The organism is Amycolatopsis sp. NBC_00348, assembly GCF_036114655.1.
Classification (GTDB): domain Bacteria; phylum Actinomycetota; class Actinomycetes; order Mycobacteriales; family Pseudonocardiaceae; genus Amycolatopsis.
Map to the genome: position 1 here is coordinate 10,023,930 of NZ_CP107994.1, position 17,950 is coordinate 10,041,879.

At 72.1% G+C, this 17,950-nt stretch carries 15 protein-coding genes; 11 read left to right on the top strand and 4 right to left on the bottom strand.

The features are described 5' to 3' along the window. The first annotated feature begins 15 nt into the window (after positions 1-15). The 4 genes from OHS58_RS45320 to OHS58_RS45335 all read left to right on the top strand — a co-directional run bounded on the left by OHS58_RS45320 (position 16) and on the right by OHS58_RS45335 (position 2,997). Positions 16-807 (top strand): ABC transporter ATP-binding protein, encoded by a 792-nt coding sequence (locus OHS58_RS45320; RefSeq protein ID WP_247061646.1) that lies wholly within the window; start codon positions 16-18, stop codon positions 805-807. Then, positions 794-1,693: an ABC transporter permease gene (locus tag OHS58_RS45325; RefSeq protein ID WP_328646372.1), complete on the top strand. Its 900-nt coding sequence runs from the start codon at positions 794-796 to the stop codon at positions 1,691-1,693. The genes OHS58_RS45320 and OHS58_RS45325 overlap by 14 nt, the downstream gene beginning before the upstream one ends. A gap of 84 nt (positions 1,694-1,777) precedes the next feature. Then, entirely contained in the window at positions 1,778-2,155 is a 378-nt protein-coding gene (locus OHS58_RS45330) for a DUF1761 domain-containing protein (RefSeq protein WP_328646373.1), read from the top strand. Continuing rightward, entirely contained in the window at positions 2,152-2,997 is an 846-nt protein-coding gene (locus tag OHS58_RS45335; RefSeq protein WP_328646374.1) for an SMP-30/gluconolactonase/LRE family protein, read from the top strand. Before OHS58_RS45330 ends, OHS58_RS45335 begins: the two co-directional genes overlap by 4 nt. On the opposite strand, the gene OHS58_RS45340 is transcribed toward OHS58_RS45335, so the two are convergent. Then, positions 2,952-3,320: a hypothetical protein gene (locus OHS58_RS45340; RefSeq protein WP_326946756.1), complete on the bottom strand. Its 369-nt coding sequence runs from the start codon at positions 3,318-3,320 to the stop codon at positions 2,952-2,954. The genes OHS58_RS45335 and OHS58_RS45340 overlap by 46 nt on opposite strands. A 740-nt stretch (positions 3,321-4,060) precedes the next feature. Beyond that, the gene (locus tag OHS58_RS45345; RefSeq protein ID WP_328646375.1) at positions 4,061-5,653 is read right to left on the bottom strand and encodes a DEAD/DEAH box helicase; all 1,593 of its coding nucleotides are present in this window, start codon (positions 5,651-5,653) and stop codon (positions 4,061-4,063) included. 237 nt (positions 5,654-5,890) lie between these two features. On the opposite strand from OHS58_RS45345, the gene OHS58_RS45350 reads away from it, so the two are divergent. The 4 genes from OHS58_RS45350 to OHS58_RS45365 all read left to right on the top strand — a co-directional run bounded on the left by OHS58_RS45350 (position 5,891) and on the right by OHS58_RS45365 (position 9,309). Beyond that, entirely contained in the window at positions 5,891-7,597 is a 1,707-nt protein-coding gene (locus OHS58_RS45350) for an acyl-CoA dehydrogenase family protein (protein ID WP_328646376.1), read from the top strand. Next, complete coding sequence (locus OHS58_RS45355; protein ID WP_328646377.1) at positions 7,594-8,043, top strand: nitroreductase family deazaflavin-dependent oxidoreductase; 450 nt, start codon at positions 7,594-7,596, stop codon at positions 8,041-8,043. Before OHS58_RS45350 ends, OHS58_RS45355 begins: the two co-directional genes overlap by 4 nt. Then, positions 8,040-8,801: a 2-keto-4-pentenoate hydratase gene (locus OHS58_RS45360; protein ID WP_328646378.1), complete on the top strand. Its 762-nt coding sequence runs from the start codon at positions 8,040-8,042 to the stop codon at positions 8,799-8,801. Before OHS58_RS45355 ends, OHS58_RS45360 begins: the two co-directional genes overlap by 4 nt. A gap of 94 nt (positions 8,802-8,895) precedes the next feature. Next, positions 8,896-9,309 carry a hypothetical protein gene (locus OHS58_RS45365; RefSeq protein ID WP_328646379.1) on the top strand — a complete coding sequence of 138 codons (414 nt, stop codon included), beginning with the start codon at positions 8,896-8,898 and terminating at the stop codon, positions 9,307-9,309. Here the strand turns inward: OHS58_RS45365 and OHS58_RS45370 are convergent. Beyond that, positions 9,245-10,201, bottom strand: a complete 957-nt coding sequence (locus OHS58_RS45370; protein WP_328646380.1) for a helix-turn-helix domain-containing protein — start codon at positions 10,199-10,201, stop codon at positions 9,245-9,247. The genes OHS58_RS45365 and OHS58_RS45370 overlap by 65 nt on opposite strands. Positions 10,202-10,317: 116 nt before the next feature. Here OHS58_RS45370 and OHS58_RS45375 point away from each other — a divergent pair, with 116 nt between their 5' ends. Beyond that, positions 10,318-11,772 carry a benzaldehyde dehydrogenase gene (locus OHS58_RS45375; RefSeq protein ID WP_328646381.1) on the top strand — a complete coding sequence of 485 codons (1,455 nt, stop codon included), beginning with the start codon at positions 10,318-10,320 and terminating at the stop codon, positions 11,770-11,772. Between the two features lie 146 nt (positions 11,773-11,918). On the opposite strand, the gene OHS58_RS45380 is transcribed toward OHS58_RS45375, so the two are convergent. After that, positions 11,919-14,306 carry a Tex family protein gene (locus OHS58_RS45380; RefSeq protein ID WP_328646382.1) on the bottom strand — a complete coding sequence of 796 codons (2,388 nt, stop codon included), beginning with the start codon at positions 14,304-14,306 and terminating at the stop codon, positions 11,919-11,921. A 150-nt stretch (positions 14,307-14,456) separates the two neighbouring features. Here OHS58_RS45380 and OHS58_RS45385 point away from each other — a divergent pair, with 150 nt between their 5' ends. Then, a complete protein-coding gene (locus OHS58_RS45385) occupies positions 14,457-15,950 on the top strand; it encodes a chitinase (protein WP_328646383.1) in 1,494 nt (497 codons plus the stop codon). 197 nt (positions 15,951-16,147) lie between these two features. Further along, positions 16,148-17,878: a BTAD domain-containing putative transcriptional regulator gene (locus OHS58_RS45390; protein WP_328646384.1), complete on the top strand. Its 1,731-nt coding sequence runs from the start codon at positions 16,148-16,150 to the stop codon at positions 17,876-17,878. Positions 17,879-17,950 lie beyond the last annotated feature (72 nt).

The following is a 17,950-nucleotide window of genomic DNA, read 5'->3' on the forward strand; positions in this document are numbered from 1 at the left end:
GAGAGGCAGCCTGCGATGACCACGACCCTCCCGAGTGGCCGGACCGGGCACACCGGCACGGCCGCGGTCCGGCTGGACGGTGTGCGCAAGACGTTCGGCACGGGCGGGCGCGCGGTGGTCGCGCTGGACGGCGTCGACCTGACGGTCGCGCCGGGCGAGTTCGTCTGCCTGCTCGGCGCGTCCGGCTGCGGCAAGAGCACGCTGCTGAACCTGGTCGCGGGCCTGGACGCGCCGTCGGCGGGGGAGATCACGCTCACGACGTCCCGGCCGGCGGTGATGTTCCAGGAGGCCGCGCTGATGCCGTGGCTGACCGCCGCGCGCAACGTCGAGCTGCCGCTGCGCCTGGCCGGCTTCGGCCGGGCCGAGCGCCGCGAGAAGGCCGCCGAGCTGCTGGACCTGGTCCGGCTGACCGACGCCGGGGCGAAGCGGCCGCACGAGCTGTCCGGCGGGATGCGCCAGCGCGTCGCGCTGGCCCGCGCGCTGGCCGCGACCCTGCGCGTCGGCGGCGACCCGGAGCAGGCGCTGCTGCTGATGGACGAGCCGTTCGCCGCGCTCGACGCCATCACCCGCGACGTCCTGCAGGGTGAGCTGCTGCGCGTCTACCGCAGCACCGGCACGTCGGTGCTGTTCGTGACCCACGACGTGCGCGAGGCGGTCCGGCTCGGGCAGCGCGTGGTGCTCCTGTCGTCGCGGCCCGGGCGGGTCGTGCGCGAGTGGGTGGACGTGCCGCTGGCCGACGCCGAGGAGCTGACCGAAGAGATCACCGGGCACCTGCGAGAGGTGATCAGCACCCATGCCGCAGCTTGACCGGCCCGCCAGGGACATCCCCGACGTCGAAGACCTCGACGCCGTCGGCGCCGGACTGGACTCGCTCGACACCCCGGTCGGCGACCGCCGTCCGAGCTTCTGGAAGCGGTTCGCCTGGGGTTTCCTGCCCCCGGTGCTGGCGCTCGTCGTGCTGGTCGTCGTCTGGCAGCTGCTGTGGGCCGCGGCGTTCTGGCCAGAGACGCAGCTGCCCGCGCCGATCGCCGTCTGGGACGAGTTCTGGAGCCACGTCGTCACCGGTGAGGTGTTCGGGTTCGTCTGGACGTCGGTGCACCGCGCCGCGCTCGGTTTCGTCGCCGGGGTCGTCCTCGGCACGCCGCTCGGGCTGCTCGTCGCGAAGGTCCGCGTGGTGCGGGCCGCGATCGGCCCGCTGCTGACCGGGCTGCAGAGCCTGCCGTCGGTGGCGTGGGTGCCGGCCGCGATCCTGTGGTTCGGCATCAACGACGGCGCGATCTACTTCGTCGTGCTGCTCGGCTCGGTGCCGTCGATCGCGAACGGCCTGGTCTCGGGCATCGACCAGATCCCGCCGATCCTGCCGCGCGTCGGCCAGGTGATGGGCGCGGGCCGGCTGTCGTCGGCCCGGCACATCCTGCTGCCCGCGGCGTTGCCGGGCTTCCTCGCCGGGCTCAAGCAGGGCTGGGCGTTCTCGTGGCGCTCGCTGATGGCGGCCGAGCTGATCGCGTTGTCCCCGCAGCTGGGCGTCGGCCTCGGCGCGTACCTGAACCAGGGCTCCTCGCTCAACAGCATCGAGACGGTGATCGCGGCGATCTTCCTGATCCTGCTGGTCGGCGTCGGGATCGAGCTGATCGTGTTCCGCCCGCTGGAGCGCTCGGTGCTGCGGGCCCGCGGGCTCACGTCGTCGCTCTAGAAACTTTTCCGCGCGGCGTGTCGAAGCGCCGCCGACGGCGTCGACGTCCCCTTCGCAAGCAGGTCCTGCGCGAAGGAGATGGCGATGGGTGTCGTGGCTGTGCTGGTGGCCTCGGTGGCGGGGTTCGTGGTGAGTTCCGCCTGGTACACGGCGTTCGGGACGGTCTGGGCCGGCCTGAGCGAGGCGGCGCCCGAGCGGCCCGCGCCGTGGAAGATGGCGGCGGAGTTCGTCCGGACCCTGGCGCTGGTCACGGTGTTCGCCGGGCTGAGCACCGCGGTCGGCGTCGACGGCGTCGCGGGTGCGCTCGGCCTGGCGCTGGTGCTCTGGGTGGGCTTCCCGGTGCTGATCCTGGCCGGGTCGGTGCTGCACGAGAACGTGCCGGTGCGGCTGGCCGCCTTGCACGCGGGCGACTGGCTCGTGAAGATCGTGGTCGTGGCGCTGGTGCTGGGGGTGTGGCGATGACCGGGGTGCTGATCGACGGGATCGCGTTCGGCGAGTCCCCGCGCTGGCACGACGGCCGGCTGTGGTTCGCCGACTGGCTGGCGCACGAGATCGTCGCGGTCACGCCGGCGGGCGAGCGCGAGGTGGTGTTCCGCGCGGACTTCCCGACGATGCCGATGTGCTTCGGCTTCCTGGACGGCGACCCGCTGATCGTCTCGTCGTCGCAGGGCCTGCTGCTGCGGTTGTCCCGGGACGGCTCCCTGTCCACCCACGCCGACCTGGGCTCGACCGGCTTCAACGAGATCGTGGTGGCTTCGGACGGTGGCTGCTACGTCAACGGCGGCGGCTTCGACCTGATGGCGGGGGAGCCCTTCCGCCCCGGCGGCGTCTGGCACGTCTCGCCGGCCGGCGTGGCTCGCCAGGTCGCGGACGACATCGCGTTCGGCAACGGTATGGCCCTGACCCCGGACGGCTCGACGCTGGTCGTGGCGGAGTCGTACGCGAACCGGCTGACGGCGTTCACAGTGTCACCGGACGGTGCGCTGAGCGAGCGCCGGGTGTGGGCGGACCTCGGCGACGGCGTCCCGGACGGCATCGCCCTCGACGCGTCGGGCGCGATCTGGGTGGCGGACGTCCCGGGCAAGTCGTGCACCCGGGTGCGCGAAGGCGGCGAAGTCCTGGAGCGGGTGGAGCTGGATCGCGGGTGCTTCGCGTGCGCGCTGAGCGAGGACACGCTGTACCTGGTGGCCCAGGAGTGGCACGGCCTGGACGGCGTCGGCGGCCCCCGGACGGGCCGGATCCTGACCCACCCGGTCGGTCAGTCCTCCGGCGGGGCGGTCGCCACCTCGAGCGAAAGCTGCTGAAGGACCTCCAGCACGTCTGGCTCGGGCTGCTCTTCCTCATAGGCCTCGACGACCTTGACGAACCCCATCAGCAGCCCGCGCATGACGGCCTCCTGACGGTGCGCCAGCTGGTCGACGGCCTGGTTGACGATGTGCTGAACGTCGGCGACGTGCTCCTCCGGGACGTTCATGTCCGCGGTCATGGTGAAGTCGAACGCCCCTTCGAGCAGCTCGGGGTACCCGCTCGAGCCGGACTCGTCGTTGCCGTCGCGCAGGTTCCGCCGAAGCCGGTAGACCGACGCGAGCAGGCCGATCCCGGTCTGCACCAGTTCCGTGTCCTCCATGGCCGTGAGCATGCCACGGCCGCGGCCGCACCCCGGTGATCGCCGCGCAACCCGGCCCGCCGCGGAGTTGTCCACATCGGGTCCGGTTGTCCACAGATTTCGCGGACGACGGTTTTCGCAGGTCAGAGCCGATAGACTGGACAGGGGCCGCCCCCCAGGGATTGGGTGGGGGCTGCCTTCGCGAGGGTGGGCCTGAACAGCCGTTGGCGCGGTGGCGGGCCGATGCTTCACGCGGGCGGGATGCGCGCGAGCGGGCCTTCTGGTCTGTGGTCAGATGCCCGGCGCCGGGCAGACGACTCGACCCCATGGGCCGGTGCCCAGGGGTCGAATGCGGCTGTGGGCTGATGCCTCGTCACGAGCGGGGTCCTTCCTGATCCGGAGCCCGATGCCCGGCCTCGGCCATCCGCCGGCTGCGTCACCGTGCAGACGACTCGACTCCTGGGCCGGAGCCCAGGGGACGAGTGCGGCCGTGGGCCGGTGCCTCGCCACGAGCGGGTCCTTCTGATCCGGAGTCAGGTACTCGGCGTCGGCCATCCGCCGGCGCCGGCCCGTGCAGACGATCCGACCCGGGCCGGAGCCCAGGGGCGAATGCGGCCATGGGCCGGTGTCTCGCCACGTGCGGGGGTCCTTCTGATCCGGAGTCAGATGCCCGGCCTCGGCCACCCACCGGCGCCGGCCCGTGCAAACGACAACGACCCCCGGGCCGCAGCCCGGGGGTCGATATCAGCTATCTGCGAAGGTCAGCGGCCTCGGCGGGCGCCCGCGCGGGTGCCCGAGGAGAACGCCGCCGCGCCACCAGACCGGCCGGCGCCGGCGCCCGCAGCAGGAGCGCCGCCACGGCGACCGCCGCCGCCGGAACCGCGGCGGTCGGCTGAGCCCGAAGCTCCGGCCGCCGCCGGCGCGCCCGACCTGCGGCCCGAACCCGAACCGCGGCCCGGCTCCGAAGACTGCGTGCGGCGGTCCGAACGCGGCTGGTCGTCGCGGCGGGACTGGGAGTTCGCCCGGGCCCGCTGGCCGCCGCGGTTCTCCTTCGGCGCGCCCGCGCCACCGTGGCGTCCGCCGCGGGCCGGGCGCTCGTCGCCGTCGCGCACGCGGGCCGGGCGGGCCGCGCCCGAAGCCGTGACCTTCTTCGGGCGGTTGTCCACCGGGGGCCGCTTCGGCGCCGCCGTGAACGACCGCTCGCCCGGGGCCAGCTCCGCCAGCAGCGGGTGGCCCGGGCCGAGCTGGGTGGTGGTCGGCTTGATGCCGGCCTTGCGGGTGAGGTCGCGGACGTCGCGGACCTGCTCGTCGGTCATCAGCGTGACGACCGTGCCGGACGCGCCGGCGCGCGCGGTGCGGCCCGAGCGGTGCAGGTACGCCTTGTGCTCGACCGGCGGGTCGGCGTGGATGACCAGCCGGACGTCGTCGACGTGGATGCCGCGGGCCGCGATGTCCGTCGCGACCAGCGTCTTGGCCGCGCCCGAGGAGAACGCCTCGAGGTTGCGCGTGCGCGCGTTCTGGCCGAGGTTGCCGTGCAGCTCGACGGCCGGGACGCCCGACGCGACCAGCTTGCGGGTCAGCGCCTTCGCGCGGCTCTTCGTCCGGGTGAACACGAGCGTGCGGCCCGGCGCCGCGGTGAGGTCGACCAGCACCGGCAGCCGGTGGGTCTCCTCGAGGTGCAGCACGTGGTGCTCCATCGTCGAGACCGGCGACTGCGCCGAGTCGACGCTGTGCGTGATCGGGTTGCTCATGAAGCGCTTGACCAGCACGTCGACGCCGTTGTCCAGGGTCGCGGAGAACAGCATCCGCTGGCCGCGGGACGGCGTCGCGTCCATGATCCGCCGCACCTCGGGCAGGAAGCCCAGGTCGGCCATGTGGTCGGCCTCGTCGAGCACGGTGATCTCGATGGCGTCGAGCTTCACGTGCCCGGAGCGCATGTGGTCGGCGAGCCGGCCGGGGCAGGCGACGACGATGTCGACGCCGTCGCGCAGCTTGGTGATCTGCGGGTTGGCCGAGACGCCGCCGAAGATGGTGGTCGTGCGCAGGCCCAGCGGCTTGGCCAGCGGCAGGATGGACGCCTCGATCTGCGTCGCGAGCTCACGGGTCGGCGCCAGGATCAGCGCGCGCGGACGGCCGGGCTTGCGCCGCGTCGGCCCCGCCGAGAGGCGGGCCAGCACGGGCAGCACGAAGCCGTAGGTCTTGCCGGAGCCGGTCCGGCCGCGGCCGAGCACGTCACGCCCGGCGAGGGTGTGCGGCAGGGTCGCCGCCTGGATCGGGAAGGGCTCGGTGACGCCCTGAGCGGCCAGCGCGTCCACGAGCGTGGTGGGCAGGCCGAGTTCAGCGAATGTGCTCATAAGTGCATGCGGGCGCGGCTGCGCCCTGGTCTCCATAACCTGAGAAGGGTTGTCCTGCCCGGCGCAGACCGGTCAACGGCCGCGGCGCGTGGTAGTCGACAACAGCAGCGGGCCGAGGCAGAACTGAGCGGCCCGCAAGATCAGTGTACCCAACGCGAGTGACGTACTCCTAGTGAGATTGCCCGCACCAGGATCGCCTTGCTAAGTTACCGGTCGGTAATCAAGGAGGCTCACCCCATGCTGCTGAACCCGCACGAGTACGACCCGGCCCACTTCGACGCCGAAACGCGCCGGCTGCTCCGGGCCACCATCGACTGGTTCGAGCAGCGCGGCAAGGCGAAGCTGGCCGAGGACTACCACGCGCGCACCTTCTACGCGGACTTCCTCGAGTTCGCCGGCAAGGAGGGCCTGTTCTCGACCTTCCTGACCCCCGCCGCGAACGCCGACGGCAACCCGGACAAGCGCTGGGACACCAGCCGCGTCGCCGCGCTGTCGGAAATCCTGGGGTTCTACGGGCTGAACTACTGGTATCCCTGGCAGGTCACGATCCTCGGCCTGGGACCGGTGTGGCAGAGCGGCAACGACGTCGCTCGCAAGCGCGCGGCGGACGCACTGGACGCCGGTGGCGTCGGCGCGTTCGGACTGTCCGAAAAGGACCACGGCGCCGACATCTACTCCTCCGACCTGGTGCTGACCAAGGACGGCGACAGCTACCGCGCCACCGGCTCGAAGTACTACATCGGCAACGGCAACGTCGCCCGCACGGTCGCCGTGTTCGGCCGGATCGACGGCGTCGAGGGCCCGGACCAGTACGTCTTCTTCTACGCCGACGCCGAGCACCCGAACTACCACGTGGTGAAGAACGTCGTGCCGTCGCAGATGTACGTCGCCGAGTTCCGGCTCGAGGACTACCCGGTGCACGCCGAGGACCTCCTGCACGTCGGCGCCGAGGCCTTCAGCGCCGCGCTGAACACGGTCAACATCGGGAAGTTCAACCTCTGCTTCGGCGGCATCGGCATGGCGACGCACTCGCTGTACGAGGCCATCACGCACGCGCACAACCGCGTCCTCTACGGCAAGCCGGTCACGAACTTCCCGCACGTCCGCCGCGAGTTCGTCGAGGCCTACGCGCGGCTGACGGCGATGAAGCTGTTCTCCGACCGCGCTGTCGACTACTTCCGCAGCGCGCACGCGGACGACCGCCGCTACCTGCTCTACAACCCGATCACCAAGATGAAGGTGACCACCGAGGCGCAGAAGGTCATCGGCCTGGTCGCCGACGTCGTGGCGGCCAAGGGTTTCGAGGCCGACACCTACCTCGCGATGGCCAAGAACGACATCGACGGCCTGCCGAAGCTCGAAGGCACGGTCGCGGTGAACCTCGCGCTGATCGCGAAGTTCATGCCCGCGTACCTGTTCTCGCCGCAGGAGTACGCCCCGGTGCCGACCCGCACCGACGCCGCGGACGACGAGTTCCTCTTCCGCCAGGGCCCGGCGCGCGGGCTGTCGAAGGTCCGCTTCCACGACTGGCGGGCCGCGTACGCGCAGGCGTCGCACATCCCGAACGTCGCGCTGTTCACCGAGCAGGCCGGCGCGCTGGTGAAGCTGCTCACCGAGGCGACGCCGGACGAGGCCCAGCAGGCCGACCTCGACTTCGGCCTCGCGCTCACCGAGCTGTTCACCCTCGTCGTCTACGGCCAGCTGATCCTGGAGCAGGCCGGCATCACCGGGCTCGACGAACAGGTCGTCGACCAGATCTTCGCGGTGCTGGTGCAGGACTTCAGCCTCGCCGCGGTGGACCTGAACGGGAAGCCGAGCTCGACCGAGGCCCAGCAGGCCGTCGCGCTGGCGGCGCTGCGCAAGCCGGTGGTCGACGCCGAGCGCTTCGACGCCGTCTGGGCGCTCGTCCGCGACCTCTCCGGGGCCTACGCTATGCACCCATGATGGCCAGGGAGTACCGGCTGGGAACGCTGCGGAAGACCGTCAACGCGCTGGTGAAGCCGCTGCTCGCGCGCGGCGTCCCGGCCGCGGGCAAGGGCGGCGTGCTGCTGACGACGAAGGGCCGCAAGAGCGGTCTCGAGCGCACGACACCGGTGAACGTCGTCGAGGTCGGCGGCGACCGGTGGCTCGTCGCGCCCTACGGCGCCGTCGCCTGGGTGCACAACCTGCGGGCCGACGCCGTCGCCCGGCTGAGCCGCGGCCGCAAGACCGAGACGTGGGAGGTCGAGGAGGCCGACGCCGCCACCGCGGCGCCGGTGCTGCAGGCCTACGTGCGGCAGATCCCGGTCACCGCGCCGTACTTCGACGCCAAGGGCAGCGGCCCCGTCGAGGCGTTCCAGACGGAAGCCGATCGACACCCGGTGTTCCGGTTGGCAAGATCACGGGCGTGAAGCACGAGCGGGCGGCGGAGCTGCTCTGGGACGCGTGGCGCACCGGCGAGCGGCTGGACGGGCTCCCGGCCGACGTCCGCCCGCATGACGCCGCCGAGGGCATGGCGGCCCAGACCGCGCTGGCCGCGCTGGCCGGCCCGGTGAGCGGCTGGAAGATCGCCGCGACCACGGCGTACGCCCAGCAGCACCTCGGTGTCCCCGGGCCGCTGCCGGGCGCGTTGTTCGAGCGGTTCCACCAGCTCGAAGGCCCGCCGGTGCCGGCCGACACGATGACGATGGGCGTCGCCGAGCCGGAGTTCGCCTTCCGGCTGAAGGCCGACCCGGGCCCGGCGCCGTCGCTCGGCGGGGTGCTCGACGCGGTCGACACGATGTTCCTGGCGCTCGAGATGCCGGACAGCCGCTACACCGACCACCGGCACGCGGGCGGCCCGCAGCTGCTGGCGGACGTCGCGTGCGCGGGCCGGTTCGTCGAAGGACGGGCCGTACCGGGCTGGCGCGACCTCGACCTGCCGGGCCACGCGGTGGTCCTGCACGCCGACGGCGCGGAGTTCGCCCGCGGCCACGGCGGCCTCGTCCTGGGCGACCCGCGCCTGGCGCTGCACTGGCTCGCGACGGAACTGGCCCGCACGGGCCACCGCCTCCGCCCGGGCGACGTAGTGACGACCGGCACGGCGACCCCGCCGTGCCCGATCCACGCGGGCGGCCACGTGCTCGCCGACTTCGGCACGCTGGGCCACGTCGAAGCCCACTTCGTCTGAGCGGTCGGTGCCGGTTGTCGTGAGTGGTAATGAGGGTTCTAACCCTCATTACCACTCACGACCGGTAGCGGCGTCCGGACACTAGAGTGATCACGTGCTGACTTTCCGTGCCGGTTTCGTGGCGCTCGCCGTGGTCGTGGCGGCGCTCGACGCGGGGTTCTGGCTGTTCACCCGCGGCCAGCACCAGACGAGCGCGCGGGTCGGGTTCCTGGTCGCGTTCGTGCTCCTGCTGGCCCTGCTCGCGGCGAGCGCGGGCCTGGTGCGCTGGGAGGTCGCGGCCCCGCTCGCCGCGGCGTCGACGTCGGGTCTGTTCTTCGTCGGCGCGGCGTCGATCTTCAGCGTGGGCCTCGGTTTTCTGCTGACGGCGGTCGTCGAGGCGGCGCTCGTGCGCGGCATGGTGCTCGACGCGTCGCCGGTCGGCTGGCGCGGCGGCACGTGGCTGATCAGCTTGTCTGCGGCGGTGGTCCCGGCGGGGCTGTTCGTGGTGGGCCTGGTCGCGCTGAAGTGAGCCGGAACGCCGACGGGCTTTCCCCGAACTCGGCGCGGAACACCCGGCTGAAGTGCGCGGCGTCGACGAAGCACCACCGCGACGCGATCGCCGCGACACTTCTGTTGGCCAGCAACGGATCCCGCAGGTCGCGGCGGACGGCGTCCAGGCGCAGCCGGCGGATGTGGTCGGTGACGGTGTGCGGCTCGTCTTCGAAGAGCCGGTTCAGCGTGCGCGGCGACATGCCGTGCGCGGCGGCGACCGTCGCCCGGGACAGCCGCGGGTCGTCGAGGTGGCGCTGGACGTGGTCGAGCACGCGGGCGCGCAGCGCGTCGGGGATCTCGTCGACGCTGACGTGCTCGGTGAGCGTGCCGGCCAGCAGGCTGAGCCCGGCGTCGCCGAGGCGGCTGGCGGCGGCCGCGTAGAGGTGGCTGCCCTGGGCGACCGACGCCGAGACGAAGTCGGCGAACACCGCGCCAGGCCCGTTCGTGGCGGGGAAGGCGTGCTCCATCGCGCGGGCGGTGGGCAGGTGCAGGACGTCGCGCGGGAAGGCCATCACCGCGGAGATCCACTCGCCTTCGAGCCGCAGCGCGTACGGGCGGCCGGTGTCGTAGAGCGCGAGCTGCCCGGGTTCGACGACGATCTCGCGGTCGCCCTGCACGACCGTCGCGCGGCCGCGGACCTGGACGCACACCTTGAGCAGGTCGGAAGGGTTCTGCCGGATCGTCCCGGGGGAGCGGCGGACGACCTGCGGGGTGCCCGCGACGGTGTAGACGTGGACGTCGCCGAGCGGGGTCGTGACGACGTCACCCGCGGGCTCGGAGCTGTCGAGGCGCTCGGGGAACAGCTCGCTGAACGCGCCGCCGAGCCGCTCCCGCCAGGCCTCGCCGCGGTGGTACACGGGGAAGGTCATGGTGCCGCCCGGGGTCGTCGCTGACCTGATCAGGCTAACACCGTGACCCGCAGAATCAACGCGCTCGCCGCTGCCGCGACCAGGCTGGAAGCTCTGTCGGAACGCGGGAGGAACGCATGCTGGACGACGTCGACTGGCGCGGGAAGATCTTTTCGGGCGGCTGGGTGCCGGCCCACGGCGGGACGCTCCCGGTGACCGAACCGGCCACCGGCGAGGTGCTCACCGAGGTCGGGCTGGCCGAAGCGCAGGACATCGACAACGCCGTGAAGCGGGCGGCCGCGGCGCAACCGGCCTGGGCCGCGACGCCGGGTCCGGAGCGCGCGGCGCTGCTGCGCAAGGCCGCGCGGGTCCTGGAGGACAACCGCGCCGAGTTCGAGCACTGGCTGGTCCGCGAGGGCGGCGCGATCCCGCCCAAGGCGGCGTTCGAGGTCGACCTGGTGCTGGCCGAGCTGTGGGAGGCCGCCGCATTGCCGACGCAGCCGTGGGGCCACCTGCTGCCGACGAGCGAGGCCGGCCGCGAAAGCATCGCGCGTCGCATCCCGCTGGGCGTCGTCGGCGTGATCAGCCCGTGGAACTTCCCGCAGATCCTGTCGGTGCGGGCGGTCGCGCCGGCGCTGGCGCTGGGCAACGCCGTGGTGCTGAAGCCGGACGTCAACACAGCGGTCGCGGGCGGCACGCTGATCGCACGTCTCTTCGAAGCGGCGGGCCTGCCTTCCGGCCTGCTGCACGTCCTGGCCGGCGACGCGGAACCGGGCGCGGCCTTGACGGAACACCCGGGCGTCGCGGCGATCTCGTTCACCGGCTCGACGGCGGTGGGACGGCGCGTCGGCGAGGCGGCGGGGCGGACGCTGAAGCGGGTCAGCCTGGAACTGGGCGGCAACAACGCCTTGGTGATCCTGGACGACGCGGACCTGGACGCGGCCAGCTCGGCGGGCGCGTGGGGCGCGTTCCTGCACCAGGGCCAGGTCTGCATGACGGCGGGCCGCCACATCGTCATGGAGTCGGTGGCGGACGAGTACCTGGACCGCCTGGCGGCGAGGGCGGCGAAGCTCCCGGTGGGCGACCCGTTCACCGGCCAGGTCGCGCTGGGCCCGCTGATCAACGCTCGCCAGCTGTCCAATGTAGACCGTATTGTCACGGAAACGGTGGCCGCAGGCGCCACGGTCCGCGCCGGTGGTTCCTACACGGACCTGTTCTACGAGCCGACGGTCCTGGCGGGCGTGACAACGTCGATGCCGGCGTTCCGCGAGGAGATCTTCGGCCCGGTGGCCCCGGTGGTCGTGGTCCGCGACGAGGACGAAGCGGTAGCGGTGGCGAACGACACGGAATACGGCTTGGTGGCAGCGATCCAGACGGGCTCGGTGGACCGCGGCCGAGCGGTGGCGGACCGCCTGCGCACGGGCATCGTCCACGTGAACGACCAGACGCTGAACAACGACGCGTTCGCGCCCTTCGGCGGCACGGGAGCCTCGGGCAACGGAAGCCGCTTCGGCTCGGGCCACAGCTGGGACGAGTTCACGCAGTGGCAGTGGGTGACCCTAAGAGAACAGGCCCACGGCTTCCCCTTCTGACGACGGGCATCCCCCTGGGAGCACCCCCCACCGCTCCCAGGGGGGCGTCCCCAGGTCCAGTTTATCGGCGCCCGGCGACAAACTCGCTCACACGGGCGCCGGCGCACGAAGTTGTCCACATCGTGCCGGACCTGGGGACAACTGGCCTACTTGCCGAAGCCGGCCCGGCGAAGCGCGTCCGCCATCGAGCCGCTGCTGCTCGAGGAGCCGGAGTTGCCGCCCTTGCCGCCACCACTGCCGCCGCGCTGGCCGCCGCCGCCACCGGAACCGCCCCGGCGCTGACCGCCGCCGCCGCCACCCTGCTGACCCCGGTCACGACCACCGCCGCCGCCGCGGTTGCCGGACGGAGCGCCAGGCTCGTCGTCCAGCCGCAGCGTCAGCGAGATCCGCTTGCGCGGCACGTCGACCTCGAGGACCTTCACCTTCACGATGTCGCCCGGCTTCACGACCTCGCGCGGGTCATTCACGAAGTTCTTCGACAGCGCCGAAACGTGCGCCAAGCCGTCCTGGTGGACGCCCACGTCGATGAACGCGCCGAACGCCGCCACGTTCGTGACGACGCCCTCCAGGCGCATGCCCGGCTTCAGGTCGCCGATCTTGTCGACGCCCTCGGCGAACGTCGCCGTCTTGAACGCCGGGCGGGGGTCGCGGCCCGGCTTGTCCAGCTCCGCCAGGATGTCCGTCACCGTCGGGAGGCCGAACGTCTCGTCGACGAAGTCGGCCGGGCGGAGCGACGACAACGTGCGCGTGTTGCCGATCAGCGCGCGCAGGTCCGTGCCCGTCGTGGTCAGGATCCGGCGGACCACCGGGTACGCCTCCGGGTGCACCGACGACGAGTCGAGCGGGTCGTCGCCGTCCGGGATGCGCAGGAAGCCCGCGCACTGCTCGAACGCCTTCGGGCCGAGCCGCGCGACCTCCTTCAGCGCCGTCCGGGAGCGGAACGGGCCGTTCGAGTCGCGGTGGGAGACGATGTTCTCCGCCAGCCCGGTCGTGATGCCCGAGACGCGGGTCAGCAGCGGCGCGGACGCCGTGTTGACGTCGACGCCGACCGCGTTCACGCAGTCCTCGACCACCGCGTCGAGCGAGCGGGACAGCGAGACCTCGGACAGGTCGTGCTGGTACTGGCCGACACCGATCGACTTCGGGTCGATCTTCACCAGCTCGGCCAGCGGGTCCTGCAGCCGCCGGGCGATCGAGACCGCGCCGCGCAGCGAGACGTCCATGGTCGGCAGTTCCGCCGAGGCGAACGCCGACGCCGAGTACACCGACGCGCCCGCCTCGGACACGATCGCCTTGGTCAGCTTCAGCTCCGGGTGCTTCTTGATCAGCTCCTGGGTGAGCTTGTCCGTCTCGCGCGACGCCGTGCCGTTGCCGATCGAGACCAGGTCGACCTGGTGACGCGCGCACAGCGCGGCCAGCTCGGCGATCGACTGGTCCCACTTGTTGGCCGGCTGGTGCGGGTAGATGACGTGGGTGTCGACGACCTTGCCGGTCGCGTCCACGACGGCCACCTTGACGCCGGTGCGGAAGCCCGGGTCGAGGCCCATCGTGGCGCGGGTGCCGGCCGGGGCGGCGAGCAGCAGGTCGCGCAGGTTGGACGCGAACACGCGCACGGCGTCGTCCTCGGCCGCCTGGCGCAGCCGCATCCGCAGGTCGATGCCCAGGTGCAGCAGGATCTTGGTGCGCCACGCCCAGCGCACGGTGTCGTTCAGCCACTTGTCGCCGGGGCGGCCCTCGTTGGTGACGCCGAACTTCGCGGCGATGCGCGTCTCGTAGTCGGTCGGCCCGACCTGCGGCTCGTCGGTCGGCTCGGCCGGCAGCATCGTGAGGTCGAGGACCTCCTCCTTCTCGCCGCGCAGCATCGCGAGGATCCGGTGCGAGGGGAGCTTGGTGTAGGGCTCGGAGAAGTCGAAGTAGTCGGAGAACTTGGCGCCGTCCTCCTCCTTGCCGCCGCGGACCTTGGCCACGAGGTGGCCCTGGCCCCACATCTTCTCCCGCAGGTCGCCGATGAGGTCGGCGTCCTCGGCGAAGCGCTCGACGAGGATCGAGCGGGCGCCGTCGAGGGCGGCCTGCGCGTCCGCGACGCCCTTGTCCGCGTCGACGAACACCGCGGCCGCGGCGTGCGGGTCCGTGGTGGGGTCGTTCAGCAGGCCGTCGGCCAGCGGCTCGAGGCCCGCCTCGCGCGCGATCATCGCCTTCGTGCGGCGCTTCGGCTTGAACGGGAGGTAGATGTCCTCGAGCCGCGACTTCGTGTCCGCGGCGAGGATCGAGGCCTCGAGGGCCTCGTCCAGCTTGCCCTGGCTGCGGATCGAATCGAGCACGGCGAGTCGGCGCTCGTCGAGTTCCCGCAGGTAGCGCAGCCGCTCTTCGAGCGTGCGCAGCTGCGCGTCGTCGAGCATGCCGGTGACTTCCTTGCGGTACCGCGCGATGAACGGGACGGTCGAACCGCCGTCGAGCAGCTCGACGGTGGCCTTGACCTGTCCTTCGCGCACGCCCAGTTCTTCGGCGATCCTCTGCTCGACCGACACGCTCACTGCAACACGCTCCTGCTTCGCCCTCGGGTGGATCCGATCCGTACATTCTGCCGTTCCGACCACCCCGACTTTCGGATGGGGCTCCTTGACAACGAGATTGGTCTAGTCCATTTTGTGGTGACCTGCCTCACGACCAGTGGAGGTCGCCCCGTGGTCCCCAAAGCCCGTCTAGCCCTGTTATCGTTACTTTCCGCGGTCGCGCTGTGTCTCGGCGTGACGTTCGTGCTCGCCGGCAACGCCTCGGCGGCCAACATCCTCGCCAACCCCGGCTTCGAATCCGGCACCGCGGGGTGGACCTGCACCGCCGCCCCGACCGCGGTGAGCACCCCGGTCCACAGCGGCAGCCGCGCCCTGAGCGCGACGCCGACGTCGTCGGACACCGCGCAGTGCTCGCAGACGCTCACCGTCGCGGCGAACACCGCCTACAAGCTGTCCGCCTGGGTGCAGGGCAGCTACGTCTACCTGGGTGTTTCCGGATCCGCGACCACCAGCACGTGGACGCCCGGCACCAGCGGCTACACGCAGCTCTCGCTGAGCTTCACGACCGGCGCCAGCACCTCGCTGACGGTCTACCTGCACGGCTGGTACGGCCAGCCGACCTACTTCGCCGACGACGTCAGCCTCGACGGCCCGGGCACCCCGCCGCCGACGACGCCGACCACTCCGACGACGCCGACGACCCCCACCACCCCGACGACGCCGCCGACCACGACCACCCCGCCGACGACGACCACGCCGCCGCCGACCCAGGGTGACCTGCCCAAGCACGTCCTCACCGGCTACTGGCAGAACTTCTACAACGGCGCGAAGGCGCTCAAGCTGGCCGACGTCCCGACGAAGTACAACATCATCGCGGTGTCCTTCGCGGACGCCACCGGCACGCCGGGCGCGGTGAGCTTCACGCTCGACTCGGGCCTGTCGTCGCAGCTCGGCGGCTACACCGACGCGCAGTTCAAGGCCGACATCAAGACGGTCCAGGCGCGCGGCCAGAAGGTCATCATCTCCGTCGGCGGCCAGAACGGCACGATCAGCGTCGGCGACTCGTCGTCGGCGAACAACTTCGCCAACTCGATCAAGACGCTGATCACGAACTACGGCTTCGACGGCGTCGACATCGACCTGGAGAACGGCGTCAACGCCACCTACATGGGCCAGGCGCTGCGCAGCATCTACAACGGCGGCGGCAAGGTCATCACGATGGCGCCGCAGACGATCGACATGCAGTCCACCGGCGGCGGCTACTTCCAGCTGGCGCTGAACATCAAGGACATCCTGACGATCGTCAACATGCAGTACTACAACTCGGGCACCATGCTCGGCTGCAACGGCAGCGTCTACGCCCAGGGCACGGTCGATTTCCTGACCGCGCTGGCCTGCATCCAGCTGCAGGGCGGCCTGCGGGCCGACCAGGTCGGGCTCGGGCTGCCGGCGTCGTCGCAGGCGGCCGGGGGCGGCTACCAGGCGCCGGCGAACACGGTTTCGGCGCTGAACTGCCTGGCCAAGGGCACGTCGTGCGGCTCGTTCAAGCCGTCGGCGACCTACCCGACGATCCGCGGCGCGATGACGTGGTCGATCAACTGGGACGCGACCGCGGGGTACGCGTTCGCGAACACCGTGTCCGCTGGGCTCGCCGGCCTGCCGTGACGCATACGTCATGAAGGGGCCCTTCCGGACGCTCGTCCGGAAGGGCCCCTTCACGGCACCCCCAGCCGGCGCGCGCAGACCCCCCGGCCGCGCGCCCGCGCCACCTAGACTGCAGGACGGTCCGTGTGTGATCGTTGCGGAAACGTGGAATCCGCAGGTCGGAGCGGGTCTGAGTAGGTCCAGGGAGGAGTTCGGTGATGCGGTTCGGCGTCCTCGGCACCCTCGAAGCCGAATCCGAGGGGGCCGCGCTCGACGTCGGGCACACGCGCCAGCGCTACGTGCTCGCGGCGCTGCTGGCGGACCCGAACCGGCCGGTGACGCCGGACCAGCTCGTCACCCGCGTCTGGAGCGGCAACCCGCCGCACCGCGCGACGGCGACGCTCCGGAGCTACCTTTCGCGGCTGCGCGCCGCCGGGTGCGCGATCGAGCGGACCCCGCACGGTTACGTGCTGCGCGTCGACCCGGCGTCGGTCGACCTGCACCGGTTCCGGGACAAGGTGACGCGCGCGCGAGCGGCGTCCGACGACGTCGCCGCGGCCACGCTGTTCGACGAAGCGCTGGCGCTGTGGCGCGGCGAGCCGTTCGCCGGGCTGGACTCGCCGTGGCTGACCGGCGTCCGCGAAGGCCTGGAAGCCGAGCGGTTCGCGGCCCGGCTGGACCGCCACGACGTCTCGCTGCGGCTCGGGCGGCACGCGGCGCTGCTGGCGACGCTGCCGCGGCTGGCCGCCGAGCACCCGTTCGACGAGCGGCTCGCGGGGCAGCTGATCCTCGCCTACTACCGCAGCGGACGGCAGGCCGACGCGCTCGCGCACTTCGAGGGCGTCCGCCGTCGCCTCGCCGAGTACCTGGGCGCCGACCCGGGGCCGGTGCTGCGCGGGCTGCACCGGCGGATCCTGGCGGGCGACCCGGGGCTGGAACCGCCGCCGGCCGCGCGCGAGGAGGTGCGGACGGGGTCGCTGATCGAGCTGGCCGCGATCCGCGCCGTCGCGACGTTGCTGATCGTGGCGCGCGAAGGCGACTTCGAGTCCGCGGCCTGGCGCGTGCGCAGCACGGCGGACGCGCTGGAGAAGGAGATCGGCGAACTGGAGGCCGAGATCGGCGGCCCGTTGGTGGTGCACGACGACACCGGCGTCCGGCTGACGGAGCTGGGGGAGCGGCTGCGCACGGGCGCCCGCGCGGGCGTGGCGGAGCTGGCGGCGATCTTCACCGAGACGCGGGTGTCCGGCCGGCGGATCAGCGGCCGGCTGCGCGTCGGGTACGTCGCGAGCCTCGGCGGCGACCTGGTGACGCGGCTGACGCAGGAGTTCGAGCGCCGCCACCCGGCGTGCCGGGTGAGCCTGACCCCGACCCGCATCGGCGCCCGCTGGACCGAGCACGACCTGCTCGCCGAGGGCGACCTGGACCTGGTCCTGCACTGGTCCCCGGGCGGCGACACGCGGTCGTTCGACCTGCCGAACCTGCGCACGGGCCCGCCGCTGCTGTCCCTGCCGCGAGGTCTCCTGATGCGCGAGGACCACCCGCTGGCGACGCGGGCTTCGGTGACCCTGGAGGACATCGCGGACTACCGCCTGCTGGACCCGAGCAAGACGCTGAACCCGGCGGCCCGAGACCAATGGGCCCCGCCGCGAACACCGTCGGGCCGCCCGATCCCCCGCACGGAGGACGACGTCCCCCAGCTGATCGGCCGCACCCGCATCGGCGCCGAGGACATGCTTTCCCTGGTGGCGCGCGGCATCGGCCTGCACATCACGGTGCTGTCGCTACTGGAGCGCTACCCGTTCCCGGGCCTGAAGGTGGTCCCGGTGACGGGCATCCCACCGATGATCGCGGTCCCGGTCTGGCGAGCGGCGGAGGAGAACGAAGCGATCCGCGCGTACGTCGCGGTGACGACCGAGCTGACGGCCGAAACTGTCGGTGACCCCGGCTAAACTGGCGACATCGGGGGAGCCGCACATCCACGCGCGCTGCTGAACCGCCTCCACCGGGCGGGAATCTTCCAC